This window comes from Neobacillus nitrireducens, from assembly GCF_030915405.1.
In the GTDB taxonomy this organism is placed as follows: domain Bacteria; phylum Bacillota; class Bacilli; order Bacillales; family Cytobacillaceae; genus Neobacillus.
On the sequence record NZ_CP133262.1, the window covers coordinates 2,531,180 to 2,551,579 of the forward strand.

Consider the following 20,400-nt stretch of genomic DNA (forward strand, 5'->3'; position numbering starts at 1 on the left):
GATTAATGTTAGTTTATCCGAACAACAAACTAACTTGAATAAACATCTACTGAGGCTACATAGTTGTAAATAACATTTAATTTATTTCAGGAGGGAAAAGACATGGTTCAGACAATGACGAATACTTATTTTGGAAGCGTAAACAAGGTGGTTTATGAAGGAAAGGATTCTACAAACCCATTAGCATTCAAGTATTATAACCCCGAGGAAGTAATTGGCGGCAAAACCATGAAAGACATTCTCCGTTTCTCCGTTGCCTATTGGCATACCTTTACCGCAGATGGAAGCGACCCATTTGGTGCTGCGACTATGGAAAGACCGTGGAACCAATTCACTGGTATGGATTTGGCAAAAGCTAGAGTAGAAGCTTCCTTTGAACTTTTTGAAAAACTTGGTGTTCCATTCTTTGCTTTCCACGATCGTGACGTTGCTCCTGAAGGCCGAACTTTAAGTGAAACCAATAAAAATTTAGATATCATTGTCGAGATGATTAAAGATTACATGAAAACAAGTAATACAAAACTATTATGGAACACAGCGAACATGTTCACCAACCCTCGCTTTGTTCATGGTGCAGCTACATCTTGCAATGCGGACGTATTTGCCTATGCTGCGGCACAAGTGAAAAAAGGTTTAGAAACAGCTAAACTGCTTGGCGCAGAAAACTATGTTTTCTGGGGCGGTCGTGAAGGATACGAAACCTTATTAAATACCGATCTAAAACTAGAGCTTGATAACTTAGCAAGATTTATGCATATGGCGGTTGATTATGCGAAGGAAATCGGCTTTACGGGTCAATTCTTAATTGAGCCAAAACCAAAAGAGCCAACCACTCACCAATATGATACAGATGCAGCGACAACCATTGCCTTCTTAAGACAATACGGTTTAGAGGATTACTTTAAATTAAATCTTGAAGCAAATCATGCAACACTTGCCGGACATACATTTGAGCATGAATTACGTGTGGCAAGAACGAGCGGCCTGCTTGGTTCCGTTGATGCCAACCAAGGAAATCCTTTACTCGGCTGGGATACCGATGAATTCCCAACGGATTTATATTCTACTACCCTAGCAATGTATGAAATTCTCCAGAACGGTGGTCTTGGCCGCGGCGGGCTAAACTTTGATGCCAAGGTGAGAAGGACTTCTTTTGAAGCGGAAGATCTTGTCCATGCACATGTAGCTGGAATGGATGCCTTTGCCCGAGGCTTGAAAGTGGCTCATAAATTAATCGAAGACCGTGCTTTTGAAAATGTGATTGCCGAACGTTACAGCAGCTTTACGAAAGGAATTGGCCTCGATATCGTTCAAGGCAGAGCCAACTTCCACACCCTTGAAACCTATGCACTTAACAATGACACCATTAAAAATGTTTCAGGTAAAACGGAACGTTTGAAAGCTTTATTAAACCAATACCTTTTAGAAGTCTAATATAAGTCAATAAGCCTTGTCCTACTCAATGGGCCCGCCAACTGAAGATAGCCAAATTTTGTTGCGGGTCCATTTTTTGAATTTTAATTTCATCCATATAAAAGGAGGATAAAGACAGCCTTTAGGATATCGACTAGTACCATACTTCATTTTTTCGACAAAATGACAACGCTTTTATACATACTATAGTTGAAGTATAGTTTCCTAAAATGTAACCTGTCTTTAAACAATACGATGGAGCAAAAAAAGAACTCACTTTATCTATTTGGAATTACACTGGTGGCTGCCATTGGCGGCCTGCTTTTTGGATATGATACTGCTGTTATATCGGGTGCGGAGGAGTCATTACAAATCTATCTAATTGATAGTCTCCATTTAGGTGCATTCATTCATGGCGCAACCATCTCTAGTGCACTAATTGGTTGTATCATCGGTGGTTTCATTTCCGGTGTTTTTGCTTCAAAATTCGGTCGGAAGAACTCACTCATTATTGCATCAATCTTTTTCTTAGTATCCTCCCTGGGTGCCGCTTATCCGGAGTTTCTATTTTTCGAAAAAGGTGAACCAACGATTGGTTTGTTAATCGCATTCAACCTTTATCGAATCTTAGGTGGGATTGGCGTTGGTTTAGCTTCTGCTGTTTGCCCAATGTATATTGGAGAAGTGGCTCCAGCAAACGTCCGCGGTAGATTAGTATCCTTTAACCAGTTTATGATTATTCTAGGAATGCTCGTTGCCTATTTCGTTAACTTTTCAATTTCGAGCGGTGAAAGTCAAGCATGGGTCAATGATATTGGCTGGAGATATATGTTTGCATCCTGTGGTGTTCCGGCTCTCTTGTTTGGGTTATTTTTACTAATGGTACCTGAAACACCCCGCTATTTATCTTTGAAAAATCAAGATGATAAGGCCCTTGCTATTCTTACAAAAATTAATGGCTCTGCGGCAGCAAAATCAATTTTACAACAAATCAAGCAAACAGTAGATGCTTCTTCTGAGAAACTATTTACTTACGGAAAAACAGTGATCGTGATTGGAATCTTGCTTTCTGTATTTCAACAGTTTGTTGGAATTAATGTTGCTTTGTATTATGCACCAAGGATCTTTGAAAGCATGGGTGCTGGAAAAGATGCTTCAATGTTACAGACAACCGTTATGGGATTAATCAACGTGGTTTTCACCCTGGTAGCGATTATGACTGTCGATAAATGGGGCCGTAAACCATTATTAATTATTGGCTCTATCGGAATGGCAATTGGAATGTTTGGGGTTTCTAGTCTGGCCTATTTCGATGTAATCGGAGTAAGTACTTTAATTTTCATTATTGTGTACACAGCTTCCTTTATGATGTCATGGGGTCCGATCTGCTGGGTTCTGATTTCTGAAATCTTCCCCAATAATATCCGTGGACGTGCAGTTGCGATTGCAGTAGCAGCGCAGTGGGCCGCTAACTATCTTATTTCCTCAACGTATCCAATGATGATGGAATATAGCGGTACTGTAACCTATGGTTTTTACGGAATAATGAGTGTTCTTTCTGCCATATTTGTTTGGAAGTTCGTGCCTGAAACAAAAGGAAAAACTCTCGAGGAAATGGAAGGAACTTGGAAAAAGTCAGCTTAATAAGAATAGGACGCTATCCTTTGGTCATACAGGAGGGATGGCGTTCATTTATCACCTGTTGAAAAACTTAAGTGGGGGAATTCAATATGAAATATGTAATTGGAGTAGATTTAGGGACTAGCTCCGTTAAAGTGCTACTCGTTGACCAAGAAGGCATCGTTAATTATTCAGTTTCAAAGGACTATCCATTAATCCAGCAGCACCCCGGGTATAGCGAACAAGATCCCGAAGATTGGGTTGAAAAAACTATCGCTGCCTTACAACAGTTGGTAACTGAATCAAATATAACCCCTGATGCTATTGAGGGACTTAGTTTTTCCGGCCAAATGCATGGATTAGTCCTCCTCGATGAAAATAACCAAGTAATCAGAAATGCGATTCTATGGAACGACACCCGAACCACACCACAATGTAAAAAAATAGATCAGCAACTAGGCGGCAAATTGCTTGAAATCACCAAAAACCCAGCTCTAGAAGGCTTTACTTTTCCTAAGATTCTCTGGGTAAAAGAGAATGAACCTGAAAATCTAGAAAAAACAAGCGTATTTTTACTTCCAAAGGATTATCTCCGCTTCCGTTTAACGGGAAAAATAAACATGGATTACTCGGATGCTGCGGGTACGCTGATGTTAGATATCGTAAACAAGTCATGGAGCGCTGATATCCTCCGGACGTTTGAAATTCCTTCCACCATTTGCCCTCCATTAGTGGAAACTGAAGACTACGTCGGAACGCTTTTACCAGAGATCGCGGAACTTACTGGTTTATTTTCAGCAACTAAAGTATTTGCAGGTGGAGCGGACAATGCCTGCGGTGCGATTGGAGCAGGTATTTTATCTGAAGGAACAGCCCTTTGCAGTATCGGAACATCCGGTGTATTCCTTTCCTATGAGAATGATAAAAACAAAAACTACGGCGGGAAGGTTCATCTTTTCAATCATGGACAAAAAGACTCCTACTATACGATGGGTGTCACCCTTGCAGCAGGCTATAGCCTAACTTGGTTTAAGGACACCTTCGCCAAGGATCAATCATTCGACAGTCTGCTAGATGATGCTGCACAATCGACAATCGGTGCAAATGGACTGATTTTCACTCCCTTCTTAGTTGGTGAGCGCACTCCTTATGCGGATGCTAAAATAAGAGGAACATTTACTGGAATTGATAGCTCTCACCAAAAAGGTGACTTTACTCGGGCGGTCATAGAAGGAATTGTTTTCTCGATTAATGAGAGTGTCGAAATCTTCCGCAACTATGGCAAGACCATCGACACCGTCATTTCGATTGGCGGTGGTGCGAAGAGTGAATTATGGCTTCAAATACAAGCGGATGTCTTTAATACACGAGTCGTAAAGCTGCAAAATGAACAAGGGCCGGGTATGGGGGCCGCAATGATTGCTGCAGCCGGATTGAATTGGTTCTCCTCTCTTCAAGAATGTGCAGAGGTGTTCATAAAAGTCGATAAGGTCTACGAACCAAAACCAGAAAACGTTCAGCGCTATAAAGAATTCTATCAGGTGTACAAAGATGTCTATCCGCATACCGTTGCGATCAATCATCAGCTATTTGATCTTCGAAATGGGGAAAGTTAACTAATTTTAATATCTAGTTAATAATTTATTAATAATCAAGCGTTATAGTACATGTTAGAGGGGATAGCACGCGTGGCTATCATGGTATTAGGCGTAGGCGGAGCCGATACCTTAGGAAGAGCACCCGTTAAACAGATGCTCCCTTAAATAGAGCTATTACTTACAATCAGCGGATTGCGAACGGTGCCTGACACCGTTCGCAATTTATAATATCGAGAAGAAAGGCAGGATGATTATACATAGGGTGAGGAATAAAACGGCCACTGCACTCATCTTTTGTTTGCCCTTCCATAAGGAGACAGCAAATCCGAAAGTATATACAGTAATACTAAATAGACTAACATAAACAAAAAGACCCATCCTTCTACCCTACCTTTTCAGTAGTTTAGCTTGTTTCCCATAATCAATTATTTGAATACTGGGGTGCACACGTATATCAGCATTATCCTTTGTATTGGACTGTTCTTGAAATTGTGGTTCTGTATTGAATTTCTTAAAAAGCGTCTTGACGATTCTTTTCTTCAATATAAACCACCCCCAATTTTTTTATAGTTTTCCAGTTTTAGGAGTCTTTATGTATATCTGCACATTATTTGTTTTGAAGCTATTTTCATTGACATTCAATTTCAATTGTTTTAAAGTAACAAAGTTAAATTAAATATCAAAATTTATTTGTTCGTGGACTTTTCTAGAGGTATCTCTATTTTCGCCACACAGCTTTCAATGAGAGCTGTGTGGCTTTTTTTATGGACTGAAAGGAGTAGAAAAAATGAAAACTTGGCAATACGCACTCATTGTTTTTTTAGGGGGATGCAGTTACGGAGTATTATCGACCTTTGTTAAGCTTGCCTACTCGGCTGGTTTTACCGTGACACAGGTAACAGGATCTCAATACTTACTTGGGACCTTGCTCATCTGGGGAGTCGCTCTTTTTTCGAAAAAGAAAAAACTTACGCTGTCTAAAATAGGAAAATTACTATTATCAGGAATTCCACTTGGTTTAACAGGAGTATTTTATTATCAGTCCCTGCAAACCCTTGATGCTTCGCTTGCAATCATCTTTTTATTTCAATTTGTATGGATTGGTACTTTTTTTGAGTGGATTGTTTATAAAAAAATACCAAGTAACGGGAAAATGGTTTCGATTGGTATTCTAATCATCGGCTCCATTCTAGCAGCGGGCATTATTGCTGAAGGCGGCGTCGAAATATCATGGCAAGGGACAGTTTGGGGACTGCTTTCTGCTATAACGTATACCGCTCTCATCTTTGTTAGCGGATCGGTGGAAAAAGATACACCACCTGTTCAGAAAAGTGCACTGCTCTCCACTGGCGGATTGATCACTGTTTTCTTGTTTTTCACGCCAACGGATTTAATCCATTTACCCGTTTTACTGGGCGTAGCACCGTATGGATTGTTTCTTGGATTATTTGGAGTAGCCTTACCGCCGCTCTTATTTTCAATTGGAATGAAGCATATCGGCCCAGGGCTTGGAACGATATTAACAGCCTCAGAACTCCCGGTTGCTGTTATCTTGTCATCACTCGTTTTAGCCGAAAACGTAAGTTTGTCACAATGGCTTGGAGTTGTCCTTATATTAGGTGGAATTGCAGCGGGGAATGTTCAAATGCCTAAAACAAAAGTGGAGTCAATCTCTTTAGAAAGTAAAAACATTGGGATCTAACTCCCAATGTTTTTTTAGTTTTTAAAAGAAGAACGGTGAAAATCCAAATCCAACAAATGGGAAAAAGACAGGTGGTCTAAATCTTCTAAAAAATGGGGGTCTAAAAAACGGTCTCCGACCAAAAAAGCCAAATCCATATCCATCATTAGCACTTGAAGAATTTAATTCTTCGATTTCAAGACCATCACTTTTTACCTTTGCAACCCTTCCAATGGACCATTCCCCTTGACTATTTTTAAACTTTATCATTTGACCCTCTAAACGACGCGCTTGCTGATAATCTAATTGCATGTAAATCCTCCTTCATAAGTGAACTTACTCTTAAAATATGAAGCAAGTCCTTAATGTGTAAAGGCAAACACCCTAAACCTGTCCAATTATATAAAGAGAGGAGTTTTATTCCCTTACTTCTGTTTGTATAATGGTAATATGTCATCTTATGGATTAAAAAATGGAGGAAATCGTCTTGAAAGGGAAAATGAGACTTATCATGACCATGCTTATTTTTGGAAGCATCGGGGTATTTGTAAAAAATATTGATCTATCTTCAAGTGAAATTGCATTCTTACGAGGGGTAATCGGAAGTCTCTTTCTGCTGATAGCAAGTTTCCTTGTCAAACAAAAGCCATCTTATCAAGCATTAAAAGATAATGCTCTGCTGCTGTTATTATCAGGGGCAGCGATTGGCCTTAATTGGATATTTTTATTTGAATCCTATCGGTATACGACGATATCCAACGCCACCATTAGCTATTACTTTGCGCCAATTTTTGTAATGATTTTAGCACCTTGGGTTCTGAAAGAAAAACTAACGAGTGTAAAAGTTATTTGCATCATTACGGCAATGATTGGTCTATTTTTAATCGTTAATCCTGGAGCTGGCAGTGCTAACAGTTCGCAGAATCATATCATAGGTATTATCTATGGTCTTTTAGCGGCCGCATTATATGCAAGTGTGATATTAATGAACAAATTCATCAAAAATTTATCCGGTTTTGAAACCACGTTAGTGCAATTAATGGCGGCCGCTTTGGTCCTTCTTCCCTATATACTTTGGCAGGGAAATCTTAATTTTACTAGTCTAAACTCTACTTCGATTATTTTTATCTTCATCCTTGGTATTGTGCATACGGGTTTCGCATATTTTTTATATTTTACTTCGATTCGAGAACTAAAAGGACAATCGATTGCGGTGCTTAGTTATATTGATCCGATATCAGCCGTAATCATCGCCGCGCTTTTTTTACATGAAGGCATGACATGGATACAAATAATTGGCGGCATGCTGGTACTTGGCTCCACTTTCTTAAGCGAAAAACGAGAATTAAAAGTTGCAAAAAAAGGGCAGACTTCCACTACCTCACCGTAATGGAAGTCTGAAAGGAAACCAAAGGAAAACCTATTAGTCTTCCTCCAACGTTAAATCCTTGACCGGCAGTGGCTCATTTTCACCATGTGTCGGTTTGCGAAGATTAAAGAACACTTTTATACAGAAGTAAACTAAGCCAATTACCCCAAGCAAGAAAATCGTATCTGGAACCGCACGTATTAAGAGCAAATTATGCACCAAATCTTGACCATAAAAGATTTTCGGATCACGCGAAGCCCAATAGCCCTGTTCATAAGCAAGCTTCAACTGAACCAAACCGATTGGCAGCAAGGTAATGAAGACCATCCCTGCTAATCCAATGTTTAACAACCAGCAAACAATTTTGAGCAATTTGTCATTCCAGACCTTCGGATCGACTACATTTCGTAAAGAAAACAGAAGTAAGGAAATGGCGAACATTCCATACACGCCCATCATCGCTGCATGACCATGAGCAGGGGTTAACTGCTGACCATGTTCAAAATAATTGACAGCGGGAAGGTTAATCAAGAATCCTAAGACACCTGCACCCACTAAATTCCAAAGTGCGGTTGAAATTAAGAACCAAAAAGTTGATTTATATGGGAAATCGACTCCGCCATCACGAAGCATTTTATATTGTTCATAGGCTTCAAGAATCAGTAAGGTAAGTGGAATAATCTCTAACGCCGAGAATACAGAACCTAATCCAATCCAAACTTCTGCTGAACCATTATAGTAATAATGGTGACCAATTCCGATTACACCACTGCCTAGTAATATCGTAATTTGGAAATATAAGGACTTAACCGTGGATTTCTTTGTTACCAGCTTCATTTGAACTAATAAGAACCCAATAATAACAACGGCAAAGACTTCAAAAATCCCCTCCACCCACAAATGAACAATCCACCAGCGCCAGTAATCTGCCATCGTATAGCTAGTATCTGGTTGAATTAAAAAGGCAAATCCATAGAATAACGGCACGGCAATTGAGGCATAAAAGAGCAGATGAACAAGACCGCCTCGATCGGACTCACGCTTTAGCGCGCTCCTTATTCCTCTATACACAATGAATAACCAAATAATCATTCCAAGTGCTAAAATATACTGCCAGAAGCGCCCTAACTCTAAGTACTCCCAGCCTTGGTGGCCAAACATAAACCAGTTGTTACCTAGGTATCCTTTTACTCCTAACCATTGCCCAAGCATACTGCCAAACACCAATACGACTAATGCCCAGAATAAAATATCGACAAGCAGCCCCTGGCGCTTTGGTTCGTGACCGCCCACAAGCGGGGCCACATAAATACCTAGTCCCAACCAGGACGTCGCAATCCAGAAGATAGCAAGTTGGAGGTGGATTCCTTTCGCGATGCTAAACGGCAGTAATTCTGCAATCCACTTTATTCCAAAGAAGCTCTCAGGTTCCGTATAATAATGAGCTAGAAGCGCCCCGAACATAACTTGAATAAAGAAGAGCAACGAAACGATTACGAAATACTTAACCGCTTTAACTTGTGATAAAGTAACAGGGATCGTATTCAAGTTTATTTTTGGAAAATTACCAGGCGTATACGCCTCTTTCATTCCTAAATGATATCGGTAGAACACATACAAAATCAACGCCATAAAGAGTGAAAAAACGGTAATACTGACCCCACTCCAAAGAATGGATGAGTAGGTCATTACATTCCCCGCATCTTCATAATAAGGCCAGTTATTAGTAAAGGAAATTTTATCGCCTGGACGGTTGGTACTTGATAACCACGCAGTCCAGAAGAAGAAATCGGCAACTTGTGTAATTTGATCACCTTTTGCTACCCATGCACGGTTAGTACCAGGTAAATCCTTTTCTTTAATTAACTTACCCTGTAGGCCCCAGCCATCACCTTTCGTAAATACTTCGTGATAATAACTTCTGACTTGTTGTAAACCGTAAACCTGCGCCTCTGTTAAAACAAGTGTATCCTTGTTTTTATGATAACGATTATGGCGCATTTCCTCCTTTACCGTTTCACGGATGACTATTTTCTCTGCTGCTGTTAGATTCTTAAATGGAGTATTTTCATTCTTTTGAGCATAGAATTCATGCATACCTTCTGTATAGATTTTTAATGCTTCCGCGGTATAATCTGGACCCATGTACGAACCATTACCTAATACACTTCCATAATCCATCAGGGCATATTTTTGAAAAACTGCTTGTCCGCCTTTAATAGAGTCTTTCGTAAAAAGCACTTCTCCATTTTCAGTGACCACAAGTGGTCTTGGTGCTTCTGATTTAAAGATCCAGAATCCACCAACTAAAAGAACAGTAAAAACCAATAATAACGTACCGACACAAATAGATTTCAAGAAACTATTCCTCAGGCCCTCTTGCCTTTTCCCTTGGTTTATACCCATTTTTTTCATTTCCATAACTAGCACCTTTTTCCGAAGTAGTTTTTCCACCCTTTAAAAGTTATAAGTTTGTTAAATAAATCACAAACAATTTTACGGGCATCTTAACAATGTTAAACACTAACTAAATATTCTTTTAAAGACATCTCACAAGTATATTCGGTAACAAGTGCCCCGTTTGAAGAAACGCTTAAATTTAACGGGGTAATTCCGTGATTTCGCCAAACATTATTTAATTCCTCTGCCTGATTTTCTTCTTCCATGAAGGCAATACCACAATCCCCGCCCCCGGCCCCTGATGGTTTACCACTGCCATACTTTTCAGCGGCATCGCATAAATCCTTTAATTTTGATGTTTCCAATCGGATATTGGCCTGTTGACTAAGCATCAACAACGCTTCCCGATTTTGTCTTATGCTTGAAATAGCTTCGAGACGATCGTCCTTCTGAAAGCTCTGCACTAAGCGGTCAACTGCCATTGAGCTTTCCACTAAGAATTGGTCGTATGGTTCTCGATTTCGTCTACGAAATTCTTGGACCATCTTAATCATTGGGGCTGTTGATGACGACTCCTTCGTCCAACCAACACTTAAATGGAAATGTGCTGCTGGTTTTATCGGGGTAATCGATAGATTAGGCCAAGTTTTTTTTACAAGCGCTCTTAAGGTGTTCCCTTCCAATAATTGCTTCAACACCCACTTAGCGTTGAAGGCTGAATAGACTAGCCATCCTCCATATGTTGAAGCGGCAATATCAATTCCTGAACCATTTTTTTGCGATTTTAAATGGGCGATTGCGGAAAGCTTAAAGATTTGATCAAGAGTAGGAGGAACATTCCCCCCACTATTTAACCGTAAAATGGCTGAAATGACGGCAACTACAAGAGCGGCACTGGATCCAAGCCCATATTTACAGCCCGTTGCGGGATCATTTAGCTCACTTCTAATCGTTAAATGAAATGGCCTTAGTGGGATTGAATTTTCCTGTAAAAATCGACAGGCCACTTCGATTGAACTTTCAATAAAGTGTAAGCGTCGATCAGAAACACTAAAGTGAACCTTGCTATGATTGAAATCCCAGATCACATTCTCCAATCCAAACAGTGGAAGCGACAGCTGGTTCTGCCAGCATGGTTCTATCGTTGCTGTTATATATCGATTGACGGCCATCACAATTGCTTGCTGCTTAGGTTCAAGAACAGCGTAATCACCAGCAATGACTAGTTTTCCGGGTACAGAAACCCGATAGCTTGAATAAGTCATATTTTCTCATCCCTTCGTTAGTACTCGATTAAGGTCTACTTCCAATTCCAGTGTTACGATTACAAATAGGTAAGACCAGGTCCCGGATGGCACAGGTAGGTATTTTGAACATTAGGTAATTTTTCTAGGGATTCCCTTACGGCCTGCTCATCTTTAGGTTGACAAAGAACCTTGACATTAGGCCCAGCATCAATCGTAAAATAGGCTTGGATACCGCCGGAGCGAAGCGATTGAACCTCTTTAATCACATCTAGTGTTGCACTATTCCAATACATAAAGGGAGGATTGGCTCCTAGGGTTGTTGCATGCATCTTTAATGCGTTTGACTCGATGATGCTGCCCAGTAATTCAAAATCATGATGGATTAGTGCTTCTTTTGCGTGTAGAAAATCTGCTTCAACACTGTCCAGCCAGCCCGAATAAAAGGGAGAAGTTTCAACTGTTCGTTTCATTCCCTCTCGACTAGAGACCGTCTTAGGTGTATCGGTTACTAGAACAGAAACGATACTTAAATCCCAATCCCCCCCCTCTAGAACTGGCTTGGCAAAGGAGTCCGTTCCATCATTCTTTTCACCCTTTTGCCATTCAACATACCCTCCATAAATGGATCGGCATGCGGATCCAGATCCCAGCCGAGCCAATTGGGATAAGGCTTTATTACCCAAATCTAGACCAATAGCTTTTGTCGAAGCCGCAGCTAATGCTGCATAACCAGATGCAGAAGAGGCAAAACCAGCAGCGGTGGGAAAATTGTTTGTAGAATGCACGACTGCATGCCAACTTTTTCCTGACATACCTCTGACCCGATCTAGAAAATGTGTAATCCTGGCCATTTCCGTGCTACTTGCTAATTGATTATTCATAATAAACAGATCAACTGGAAGACAGGGACAAAATTCAACCGCTGTTGTGGTGTGGAACTTATCCAATGTAATCGAGAGGCTGTTGTTCATTGGTAAGAACAGGGACTCATCACGTTTCCCCCAGTATTTAATTAATGCAATATTTGTATGTGCTCGTGCAGTCGCCTTCAAGTAGACCCCCACTTTCCTCAATTTTGAATCAGCAATTCCTTGTTTCCGCTAAACAGATGCCAGATTATCCATTGCCATCTAAGCGAAAATACCAGGTGTTTGATGCCCCAGCCTTTATTAAGGTATTGGCTATCCTTTTTGCATGTGCTAGATTCTTAGCAAGCGCCAGGACACAGCCGCCCCGGCCGCCACCTGTTAATTTTGCTCCGAGTGAGCCTGCCTTTTTGGCCGTATCTACTAGTCTATTAATACTGTCATCACTGACGCCAAGATCGACTAACTCAGCTTGAGCCTGATCAAATAAGCTTCCCAGCCACGTCAGATTGCCGGCTGAAAGTGCTGCCCGTGCCTCAAGCGTAATAGCTCCAAGTTGATTCACTGATTTTTGTGTACTTTCAGGGGAAGCTCTAAACTTATCCCTTACACTTAACACCGCAGCACGTGTATCGCCAAAATGACCTGTATCAGCGACAATTAGAAAAAGCGGCCCTCCCAATTGCAAATTCCTTATCTGTTTTCCTTTTTGAAACCAAATCGGGGAATCACTAAGCGCTGCAGCCATGTCTATTCCGCTTGGAGTTCCATGCGCAAAGGTTTCTGCCTTGTGGACAAGGGACATCAACACCTTCGGATCAAGATTTTGCCTATAGAAAGCAAACAGGCTTTTGACAATCGCAATCGCTATGGCCGCACTTGAGCCTAATCCGCGGCCAATCGGAATCGAGGAATGCAGTCGAATCAACAGTCCCTTCTCAGGCTGATTTAAAATGTGCAGCGTCTCACTAATACATGAGGCTATTCCTCTTAATTTTTGCGGGACTTGCCCAAGAGGACCACGATAGTAGTCACATATAAGCGTTATTTGATCAGATATTTCCTCAACGGTAGAAACCACTTCTAATAGCGGGAAGGGCAGGGCAATTGCCGGCATTCCATAAACAACGGAGTGCTCACCCAGTAATATCAACTTACTATGTGCACTGCCAATGGCGGGCCTTTGCGTGATTTGATTCATAGTTTTCTTTCACCTCATTAAAGGGGATTTCCCCCCAAAGATTTGCCTTACCCAACTAGTTCCGTAATGATCCAGGGAGCCGAGTGGATGTTGACAAGATCCTCCCATACTTCAATATTATTCTTCTCTTTCTCATCTCTTTGAGAATCACTATAATCTTTTTTGTAGATATCAATCGTATTACTGTACCTACATTATAGTGATAATGATTATCATTGTTAATTGACCTTCATCAAGTTTTCGTTTTTTATATATAAAAAGTCTCTGTTATTATTCATTGTTGATTTTCGTGTAGGTATGAGAATTCATAGGCGGAAAATTTCCGGCTAATGTATATAGAGGAAGCTTAAAAGCAGATATAAGCGGAGATATTCCGATTAACTGCTCTAAATAAGACAAAATCTAAAGATTTGGATATTATAAACGGAAAAACTCCCCTTATTTTTAAGGAAATATGGGTATTTCCCAATTTAAACGGAACTTTTCCGCTTATTTGATAGTCTCTTGCTGGATCCCCATTTGAATGGAAGATCGATAGACATAAGAAACCCACATGATTTGTCGACTCACACCCCTGGATGAAAATATTTCATCAGGGGTTTTTCTTTTTGCCTAATTCCCCATACTGATTAAGGCTATGGGAAGTAAAGTTGACGAGCGCTTTTGTGGTGGTTCTACCCTGTATAAGAAACTGTTTGGAATTTGCCTTGTGTACACCCCTATGTCGACTCTTTGTTTTTTGAAGATGTTCACGGACAGAAAAATGCTGTTTGACCAAGCTTATTCCACTTTCCATAGACACTATTTGGAGGTCGTTTCATTTGGAAGTTTTATTAACCAATGTCGCTGGCATGGATGTACATCAAAAGGAAATTGTCGTTTGTGTTTTATCAGGTACGGAAGATGGCTCTCTTCAAAAAGAAATCAATACCTTTTCTACCCTTACTAAGAGTTTATATGAACTATTAGAATGGCTAGAAGAAAGGCAAGTCACTCATATTGCCATGGAGAGTACCGGAATTTACTGGAAACCTGTTTACAATATTCTAGAGGGTTACTTTGATATTACCCTTGCGAACGCTCAAAGAATAAAGAATGTTCCTGGACGCAAAACAGATGTCTCTGATTCCGAATGGATTGCCAAACTTCTTCGTCATGGATTAATTGAGAAAAGTTTTGTCCCTTCACAGGATCTTCGTGAATTACGGGATTTGACCCGTTTGCGAAAAAAATGGATTGGCAACTTAACCGCTGAGAAAAATAGAATATCTAAAGTTCTTGAGTGTTCAAATATTAAACTTGGGTCTGTTATTTCCGATATTTTTGGTGTTTCAGGACGTAAAATGCTTACTCGTTTAGTAGACCAGGGCTACCTAGACCAAAATGATGTGGATGCATGTATACATCATTCTCTAAAGAAAAAGGCTAACACAATCTCCGAGTCACTTTTTGGAACTTTAAATGACCATCAAATTTTTATGATTAGAAGCTCTTGGAATCATATTGAATATATAGAAAAATCGATCCAAGAGTTAGAAAAAAGAATTGATGCCTTACTTCAATCTTATCAAGAAGAGAAAGAACTCCTACTATCTATACCAGGTGTTAAGGAGCATACAGTAGCTTGCATCATAGCTGAAATAGGTACAGACATGAGTCAATTTCCCACATCACGGCATTTAGCTTCATGGGCTGGAGTATCACCTGGCAACAATGAAAGTGCTGGTAAAAAAAAAGTGGAAAAAGTGTTCAAGGAAATCCCCATATCAAATCAGCACTTTGTGAAGTAGCTTGGGCAATATCAAGGACAAAAAGTACTGGAATGTCATCAACCTTTTGGGCATTATCCGCAAGGAGAGGAAAGAAAAAAGCATTACATGCCATAGCACACAAGGTACTTAGAATTATTTATACATTGTTAATTAATAAACAAGCCTATACTGAACCACGACTAGCAGTCTAACCCATAGAACCAATACTTTTCCAAGGTTGTGTTTTTTTAAAAATTTTAATTACACACCCTTAATTTCCTATTGCTTTTTTACCCCCCAAACCGTTTCCCTAAGAGAAGATCTATGCCCCAGTTTTGTTTATTTTCACAGAAAAAGCGCAAGCGCCCTGTTCAGCGGCGTATGGCCTGGAGCTCTCCAACTGAGATAAAGGAAACACGAAGAGCCGGAGGCGATTCGATGTTGACTTATCGTAGGGCGGAGAGCGAAGGACACTAGCCGCTAGGGAGCTGGAGCTGGACAATTTTCAAAGTCGAAATTTATACTTTCTTATCTACAAAATAAAAGCTCCTTTACACAAGGAGCAGTCCATCTAGATCTAATATTTCAATGATTTTGTGTGGCTTTTGTTTGATTAAACCCGCTGCTTCTAAGTCAGCTAACCTGCGGCTGATCGTTTCGGGCGTCGTCCCCAAATAAGAGGCTAAATCTTTTCTACTCATCGGTAGTTTAACCTCTTGTGGTTGGCCTCCATTTGGCAGACACTCTACTAAGAACAGGGCAATTCTTGTGTCCACTTTCTCGGTTGCAAATCGGGTCGTTTGTTTTTCCGACTGCTCCAATCGATTTGAAAACTCTGCTAATATTTTTAATGAAATCGAAGGGTATTTTAATAGAAACTCCTGTAAGTCTGAACGATTGATCATACAAACTTGGGTCTCTTCCATTGCTTCAGCAAAAGATTCATGAAGGGCTTCATTAAATAAAGCCAGTTCTCCCGTAAAATCGCCCGGATTGAGGATACGTACCAACTGCTCTTTACCCGATTCAGCTAACCGGTAAATTCTTATTTTCCCTTTATTTACAATATAAAGAGCGTCTGATTTGTCTCCTGCTTGGTAAATAATTTCTCCTCTTTTATAAGAAACGGAGTTTGTCGTCTTCATAATCTCGTTCATTTGTTTTTCTTCTAAGTGATTAAAAATCGGCACCAAAGAAACACACACTTTATGTGTTCCTTTGGAATCGGTATGATTACAGCAGTAGGCATTCGTTTCTACCATTTCCTTCACTCCTAGCTTTTAGATTTCATATGGATGGATGGATAACAGGTACCTTTCTAGACTCTTTTGTTCTTCTATTATTAAAGCGAATTAATCTCATCGCATTCAAAATTACTAGTAATACACTTGCTTCATGGATGAACATACCAGCGGCCAAGTGGACGGATCCAACCAAAACACCAATTAGTAATACAACTACAGTCAATACAGCAAAAGTGGTATTTTGTTTCATATTCCGCATCGTTGCTCTGGATAAGGAGTAGGCATGTGACAATTGCAATAACTTATCCGCCATTAGAACAATGTCCGCTGTTTCCATTGCTACATCCGTTCCACCTTCGCCCATGGCAAGTCCGATATCTGCAATCGCAATAGCCGGGGCATCATTTATTCCATCACCGGCCATGGCAACCACATAACCTGCTTCTTTTTGTTTTATTACATAATTGGCTTTGTCTTCTGGGGACAACTCGGCAAAAAAGTCATCTAATCCTAATTTCTTAGCTACCAATTCTGCTGTATGTTGGTTATCACCCGTTAACATGATCATCTTCTTTATACCACTGTTTCTCATAGCTCTTAGGGCTGCATGGGCATCCTCTCGAATTTGATCGGCAATCGAGATAATCCCCTCTAACTCACCGTCAACTGCTGCAAAAACAGCCGTATTCCCTGCCTTTTCTTGACTTTCCACATACTCAGCAGCCACTTGTGAAATGTGTATATGTTTGCTATCCATCAATTTTCGGTTCCCTGCAGCAAGGGTATGGCCATTAATGGTTGCGAGGATTCCACGCCCCCTAATGACCTCACCCATTTCCGAATCGCTATTCCAAGAAACGTGTAATTGTCTTGCCAGGGCTTCTTTAACAATCGTTTGCCCTAAATGGTGTTCTGAAATGGTCTCGGCTCGGGCTACCAGCTGCAAAAGTTCATTCTCTGGCCTTTTGTTAAACGTCTTAATAGCTGTTACTTCGGGCTTTCCTTTTGTTAGCGTTCCCGTTTTATCAAAAATGATCATATCCACCTTGGAGAAGGTATCGATGATTTCCCCTCCCTTCACCAGGACACCATTCTTCGCGCCATTTCCGATACCAGCGACACTTGAAACGGGCGCACCAATAACTAAGGCACCTGGACATGCAATCACTAGAAAGGTGATCGCCAATCTTAAATCCCTTGTGATCACATAGACCAAAACAGACAAGATAACGATCGTTGGGGTATATATACTTGAAAACTTATCAAGGAACTTTTCGGTCTTTGTTTTTGATTCCTGTGCCTCTTCAACCAGTTCAATAATCTTTGCAAAAGTAGTGTCATCCCCTACTTTTTCAGCAACAATCTCAATATATCCATTATCCACCATTGTACCACTAAAAACTTGGTCATCCGCTCTTTTGGTTGCTGGAATCGATTCACCCGTTATCGCTGCTTCATTTAAAGCAGCTTGTCCAGAAATAATCCTTCCATCAACTGGGACCTTCCCCCCTGAACGAACAATCACTTGGTCCCCTACTACTACTGCTTCGACCGGGATAATCGTAGTGGTTCCGCCCCGGATAACGGTGGCTTCTTGTGGGGCCATGTCAACTAGTTCCTTTAAGGAGGATCGTGTTTTTTCTAATGTACGTGCTTCCAAATAGTCTCCAAACAAGAAGAGAAATGTGACAACAGAGGATTCGGTATAGTCTTGGAGGTAAACCGCGCCAAGTACGGCGATACTCACTAATAAATCAATACTAAAAGCTTTCATTCGTAATGCTTGATAGGCTTTCATGAATATGGGGATGCTTGCTAGAATAGTAGCGGTGATTAACGCAAGATCGCTTATTTTACCACTTCCCATGACACTCGCTAAAAAACCAATCACGAGTAAAGCAAATGAGATAGCGGTAATATGGTTTTTATGCTTGTTAATGGTCTCCATTATTTATTCCCCCTGTAGCTCTTATTATTCTTATCTTAAATGGAACCTGTAGAAATGTAATTGACCGCCATCAAGTACCGTTTTTATTTAATAAAAAAAGACTTATTCCTAGTTAGGATGGCTCCTAAAACAGGAATAAGTCTTATCTATATCCTCGGGGGAGGGAGGTATCCATTGAATTGTTAATTTAAGAAACCTTTGATGAGAGCACTGGATATCCTAATTTTTTAATAGTTTCTTCTAATTTACTTGCTTTCACCTGAACCTCATCAAATTCTATTTTCACTTTGCTTGTATTGAATAGCACTTTAGTAGATTCTACTCCATTTGTTTTATTGAGCGTTGTTTCAATTTTTTTAATACATGATGGGCAAGTTAATGATTCTAATTGATAAACTGCTTTAGACATTTTCTTATTCCTCCTTGATTGGGTATGACTTTATCTTACTTCATACCCTTTTATAAAAAATTGATAAGAAACAAGATTTAACGGTTAATGGTAAATACTTTTCATCATTCTTGCTTCCTCTTCCATATCAAGGATGACAAAGTTTAGTTTAATATCAGTTAATTGTCTAAATGACTCCAATTCACTTTTTGAAATAAATCCTTTCATCATATAATGCATGAGACGGCCAATGTCCGGTTTCCCATATTCAATAAGTTTATTTATCGCTTGCTCATCGGTTATTTTGCGACAATTATAGACGATTGGTTTTTGGATTCTTGCAACCGAGCCAAATTTATGTTTGATTTTTCCAATGAGAAACAGTTGCTGACATCGTTCCATTTGCTTCTTTAACGCCTCATACTCCCCTTCAGCGGCTCTTAACCACAGCCAATTTGCCCTTTTTCTTATGGATGCCTCTTCTAGATCTAATTCAATTTCCAGAGGTTCTTCCACTCTCACAAATTCTCTACCCGCCTTATTAAAAGAAGGCTTGATATAGTAGTTCGGTTTCTGACTATACGGTTTAAACAGCTCAAGCAAATCTGGATTCTTTTGAAACTTGGAGCTCGACAGCTTCGTTAGTTTCTGTAGGAGACCTCGATCGTACAAGTACTCATTTAAACCCAGATAATCATAATTGAACTTCTTGACGGGTATAAATTTTGCTACTAAATTATTACCTATTTCATGCCTTTTGGTTTCATGATCCTTGAGATGCTGATAAATATTCCTATTAAGGAGATCCTTTTCGTGTGAAAGGATTTTCAAACGCTTATAGAAGCCTGATTCAATAAATTCCTCCATAAGCCTACCGGCATTTTGGTTGATAGGATCTACATTATCGATCGACAAAGCATCAGCCATTCTAACACACCTCACACCTGCTACCTCTAATGGGATTAACATTCCTAACCCCTCAACAGAATGATATTCCTCGATAAGAAAAAGAAAATTGATTTCAATCAAGTTCGCTTTGTTTTGTTATGGAACGATCACAAGACGAGATCCGGAATGTCAATTATGTAGTCGTTAAGGGGTATCTTATCATAAAAAAGAACCGTTCCAATTTCCTGAAACGATTCCCTAGTAAACTTAAGACTACTTTTGAATTTCGGAAACTTTATTCCCTTTCACAAATGGCAAGGTAAACACCTTCTGTTTCTCACCGCTGCCGCCAAATTTAAAGACGATAATTCCGCCCACAATAACCAGCACACCCAGCAACTGATTGAAAGTAAACGGGACTTTCGTCAACCCCAGCCAGCCTAACGTATCCCCCAATAGAGCAAACAGGAGCTGAGAGGTCAACGCAATCGCGATGGCATACGTTGGTCCCAGCCGCTTAATCCCTTGGACGAGACAAACCACCACACCGACTCCAAGCAATCCACTGAACCAGTACCACAGCTTCATATTTTCTAAGTGAAATAACTGTCTGCCTTCAAAGAGGAGGCCGAATGATAGCGAAGCGAGGAAGCCCATTCCTAATACCAAGGTAGTCGTTGCCCATGAACCCGCACGTTCATTGACCTTACTGTTAAAGATATTTTGCAAAGCTACCAGTGAACCGGCAATAATCGCAAACAATAATCCTAGAATCATCTGATTTCT

16 protein-coding genes and 1 pseudogene are annotated in these 20,400 nt (G+C 40.2%); 6 read left to right on the forward strand and 11 right to left on the reverse strand.

The annotated features are described in order from the left end of the window. The first annotated feature begins 102 nt into the window (after positions 1-102). The 3 genes from xylA to xylB all read left to right on the forward strand — a co-directional run bounded on the left by xylA (position 103) and on the right by xylB (position 4,649). Positions 103-1,434, forward strand: a complete 1,332-nt coding sequence (xylA, locus tag RCG22_RS12220; protein WP_308107023.1) for a xylose isomerase — start codon at positions 103-105, stop codon at positions 1,432-1,434. 234 nt (positions 1,435-1,668) lie between these two features. After that, positions 1,669-3,057: a D-xylose transporter XylE gene (xylE, locus tag RCG22_RS12225; protein WP_308107024.1), complete on the forward strand. Its 1,389-nt coding sequence runs from the start codon at positions 1,669-1,671 to the stop codon at positions 3,055-3,057. Between the two features lie 86 nt (positions 3,058-3,143). Then, positions 3,144-4,649 carry a xylulokinase gene (xylB, locus tag RCG22_RS12230; RefSeq protein ID WP_308107025.1) on the forward strand — a complete coding sequence of 502 codons (1,506 nt, stop codon included), beginning with the start codon at positions 3,144-3,146 and terminating at the stop codon, positions 4,647-4,649. A 369-nt stretch (positions 4,650-5,018) separates the two neighbouring features. Here xylB and RCG22_RS12235 read toward each other — a convergent pair whose 3' ends face one another. Continuing rightward, entirely contained in the window at positions 5,019-5,174 is a 156-nt protein-coding gene (locus RCG22_RS12235) for a hypothetical protein (RefSeq protein ID WP_308107026.1), read from the reverse strand. 244 nt (positions 5,175-5,418) lie between these two features. On the opposite strand from RCG22_RS12235, the gene RCG22_RS12240 reads away from it, so the two are divergent. After that, on the forward strand, positions 5,419-6,333 hold the full coding sequence (locus tag RCG22_RS12240) for an EamA family transporter (protein WP_308107027.1): 915 nt from the start codon (positions 5,419-5,421) through the stop codon (positions 6,331-6,333). 21 nt (positions 6,334-6,354) lie between these two features. On the opposite strand, the gene RCG22_RS12245 is transcribed toward RCG22_RS12240, so the two are convergent. After that, the gene (locus tag RCG22_RS12245) at positions 6,355-6,624 is read right to left on the reverse strand and encodes a hypothetical protein (protein ID WP_308107028.1); all 270 of its coding nucleotides are present in this window, start codon (positions 6,622-6,624) and stop codon (positions 6,355-6,357) included. Between the two features lie 175 nt (positions 6,625-6,799). Here RCG22_RS12245 and RCG22_RS12250 point away from each other — a divergent pair, with 175 nt between their 5' ends. Beyond that, a complete protein-coding gene (locus RCG22_RS12250) occupies positions 6,800-7,702 on the forward strand; it encodes a DMT family transporter (RefSeq protein WP_308107029.1) in 903 nt (300 codons plus the stop codon). A gap of 33 nt (positions 7,703-7,735) precedes the next feature. On the opposite strand, the gene RCG22_RS12255 is transcribed toward RCG22_RS12250, so the two are convergent. The 4 genes from RCG22_RS12255 to mvk form a co-directional block, all read right to left on the reverse strand. Beyond that, positions 7,736-10,096 carry a nitric-oxide reductase large subunit gene (locus tag RCG22_RS12255; RefSeq protein ID WP_374049451.1) on the reverse strand — a complete coding sequence of 787 codons (2,361 nt, stop codon included), beginning with the start codon at positions 10,094-10,096 and terminating at the stop codon, positions 7,736-7,738. Between the two features lie 101 nt (positions 10,097-10,197). Further along, the gene (locus tag RCG22_RS12260) at positions 10,198-11,346 is read right to left on the reverse strand and encodes a phosphomevalonate kinase (RefSeq protein WP_308107031.1); all 1,149 of its coding nucleotides are present in this window, start codon (positions 11,344-11,346) and stop codon (positions 10,198-10,200) included. A gap of 59 nt (positions 11,347-11,405) precedes the next feature. Continuing rightward, positions 11,406-12,380 carry a diphosphomevalonate decarboxylase gene (gene mvaD, locus RCG22_RS12265; RefSeq protein ID WP_308107032.1) on the reverse strand — a complete coding sequence of 325 codons (975 nt, stop codon included), beginning with the start codon at positions 12,378-12,380 and terminating at the stop codon, positions 11,406-11,408. A 64-nt stretch (positions 12,381-12,444) separates the two neighbouring features. After that, positions 12,445-13,395, reverse strand: a complete 951-nt coding sequence (gene mvk, locus RCG22_RS12270) for a mevalonate kinase (protein ID WP_308107033.1) — start codon at positions 13,393-13,395, stop codon at positions 12,445-12,447. Between the two features lie 821 nt (positions 13,396-14,216). On the opposite strand from mvk, the pseudogene RCG22_RS12275 reads away from it, so the two are divergent. Then, positions 14,217-15,358, forward strand: a pseudogene (locus RCG22_RS12275) (IS110 family RNA-guided transposase). Between the two features lie 339 nt (positions 15,359-15,697). On the opposite strand, the gene RCG22_RS12280 reads toward RCG22_RS12275, so the two are convergent. From RCG22_RS12280 to RCG22_RS12300, 5 genes are all read right to left on the reverse strand, one after another. Then, complete coding sequence (locus RCG22_RS12280) at positions 15,698-16,408, reverse strand: Crp/Fnr family transcriptional regulator (protein WP_098262999.1); 711 nt, start codon at positions 16,406-16,408, stop codon at positions 15,698-15,700. A 25-nt stretch (positions 16,409-16,433) separates the two neighbouring features. Further along, entirely contained in the window at positions 16,434-18,338 is a 1,905-nt protein-coding gene (locus RCG22_RS12285) for a heavy metal translocating P-type ATPase (RefSeq protein WP_374049452.1), read from the reverse strand. Between the two features lie 187 nt (positions 18,339-18,525). Further along, positions 18,526-18,747 (reverse strand): heavy-metal-associated domain-containing protein, encoded by a 222-nt coding sequence (locus RCG22_RS12290; RefSeq protein ID WP_098262997.1) that lies wholly within the window; start codon positions 18,745-18,747, stop codon positions 18,526-18,528. Between the two features lie 84 nt (positions 18,748-18,831). After that, entirely contained in the window at positions 18,832-19,695 is an 864-nt protein-coding gene (locus RCG22_RS12295; protein ID WP_308107034.1) for a hypothetical protein, read from the reverse strand. A gap of 192 nt (positions 19,696-19,887) precedes the next feature. Then, complete coding sequence (locus RCG22_RS12300) at positions 19,888-20,391, reverse strand: DMT family transporter (RefSeq protein ID WP_098262995.1); 504 nt, start codon at positions 20,389-20,391, stop codon at positions 19,888-19,890. Between the last annotated feature and the right edge of the window lie 9 nt (positions 20,392-20,400).

Excerpts from the sequence above, each read along its gene's own strand:
- xylA (WP_308107023.1), top strand. The coding sequence starts at position 103 with ATGGTTCAGACAATGACGAATACTTATTTTGGAAGCGTAAACAAGGTG.
- xylE (WP_308107024.1), top strand. The coding sequence starts at position 1,669 with ATGGAGCAAAAAAAGAACTCACTTTATCTATTTGGAATTACACTGGTG.
- xylB (WP_308107025.1), top strand. The coding sequence starts at position 3,144 with ATGAAATATGTAATTGGAGTAGATTTAGGGACTAGCTCCGTTAAAGTG.
- RCG22_RS12240 (WP_308107027.1), top strand. The coding sequence starts at position 5,419 with ATGAAAACTTGGCAATACGCACTCATTGTTTTTTTAGGGGGATGCAGT.
- RCG22_RS12245 (WP_308107028.1), bottom strand. The coding sequence starts at position 6,624 with ATGCAATTAGATTATCAGCAAGCGCGTCGTTTAGAGGGTCAAATGATA.
- RCG22_RS12255 (WP_374049451.1), bottom strand. The coding sequence starts at position 10,096 with ATGAAAAAAATGGGTATAAACCAAGGGAAAAGGCAAGAGGGCCTGAGG.
- RCG22_RS12260 (WP_308107031.1), bottom strand. The coding sequence starts at position 11,346 with ATGACTTATTCAAGCTATCGGGTTTCTGTACCCGGAAAACTAGTCATT.
- mvk (WP_308107033.1), bottom strand. The coding sequence starts at position 13,395 with ATGAATCAAATCACGCAAAGGCCCGCCATTGGCAGTGCACATAGTAAG.
- RCG22_RS12280 (WP_098262999.1), bottom strand. The coding sequence starts at position 16,408 with ATGGTAGAAACGAATGCCTACTGCTGTAATCATACCGATTCCAAAGGA.
- RCG22_RS12285 (WP_374049452.1), bottom strand. The coding sequence starts at position 18,338 with ATGGAGACCATTAACAAGCATAAAAACCATATTACCGCTATCTCATTT.
- RCG22_RS12290 (WP_098262997.1), bottom strand. The coding sequence starts at position 18,747 with ATGTCTAAAGCAGTTTATCAATTAGAATCATTAACTTGCCCATCATGT.
- RCG22_RS12295 (WP_308107034.1), bottom strand. The coding sequence starts at position 19,695 with ATGTTAATCCCATTAGAGGTAGCAGGTGTGAGGTGTGTTAGAATGGCT.
- RCG22_RS12300 (WP_098262995.1), bottom strand. The coding sequence starts at position 20,391 with ATGATTCTAGGATTATTGTTTGCGATTATTGCCGGTTCACTGGTAGCT.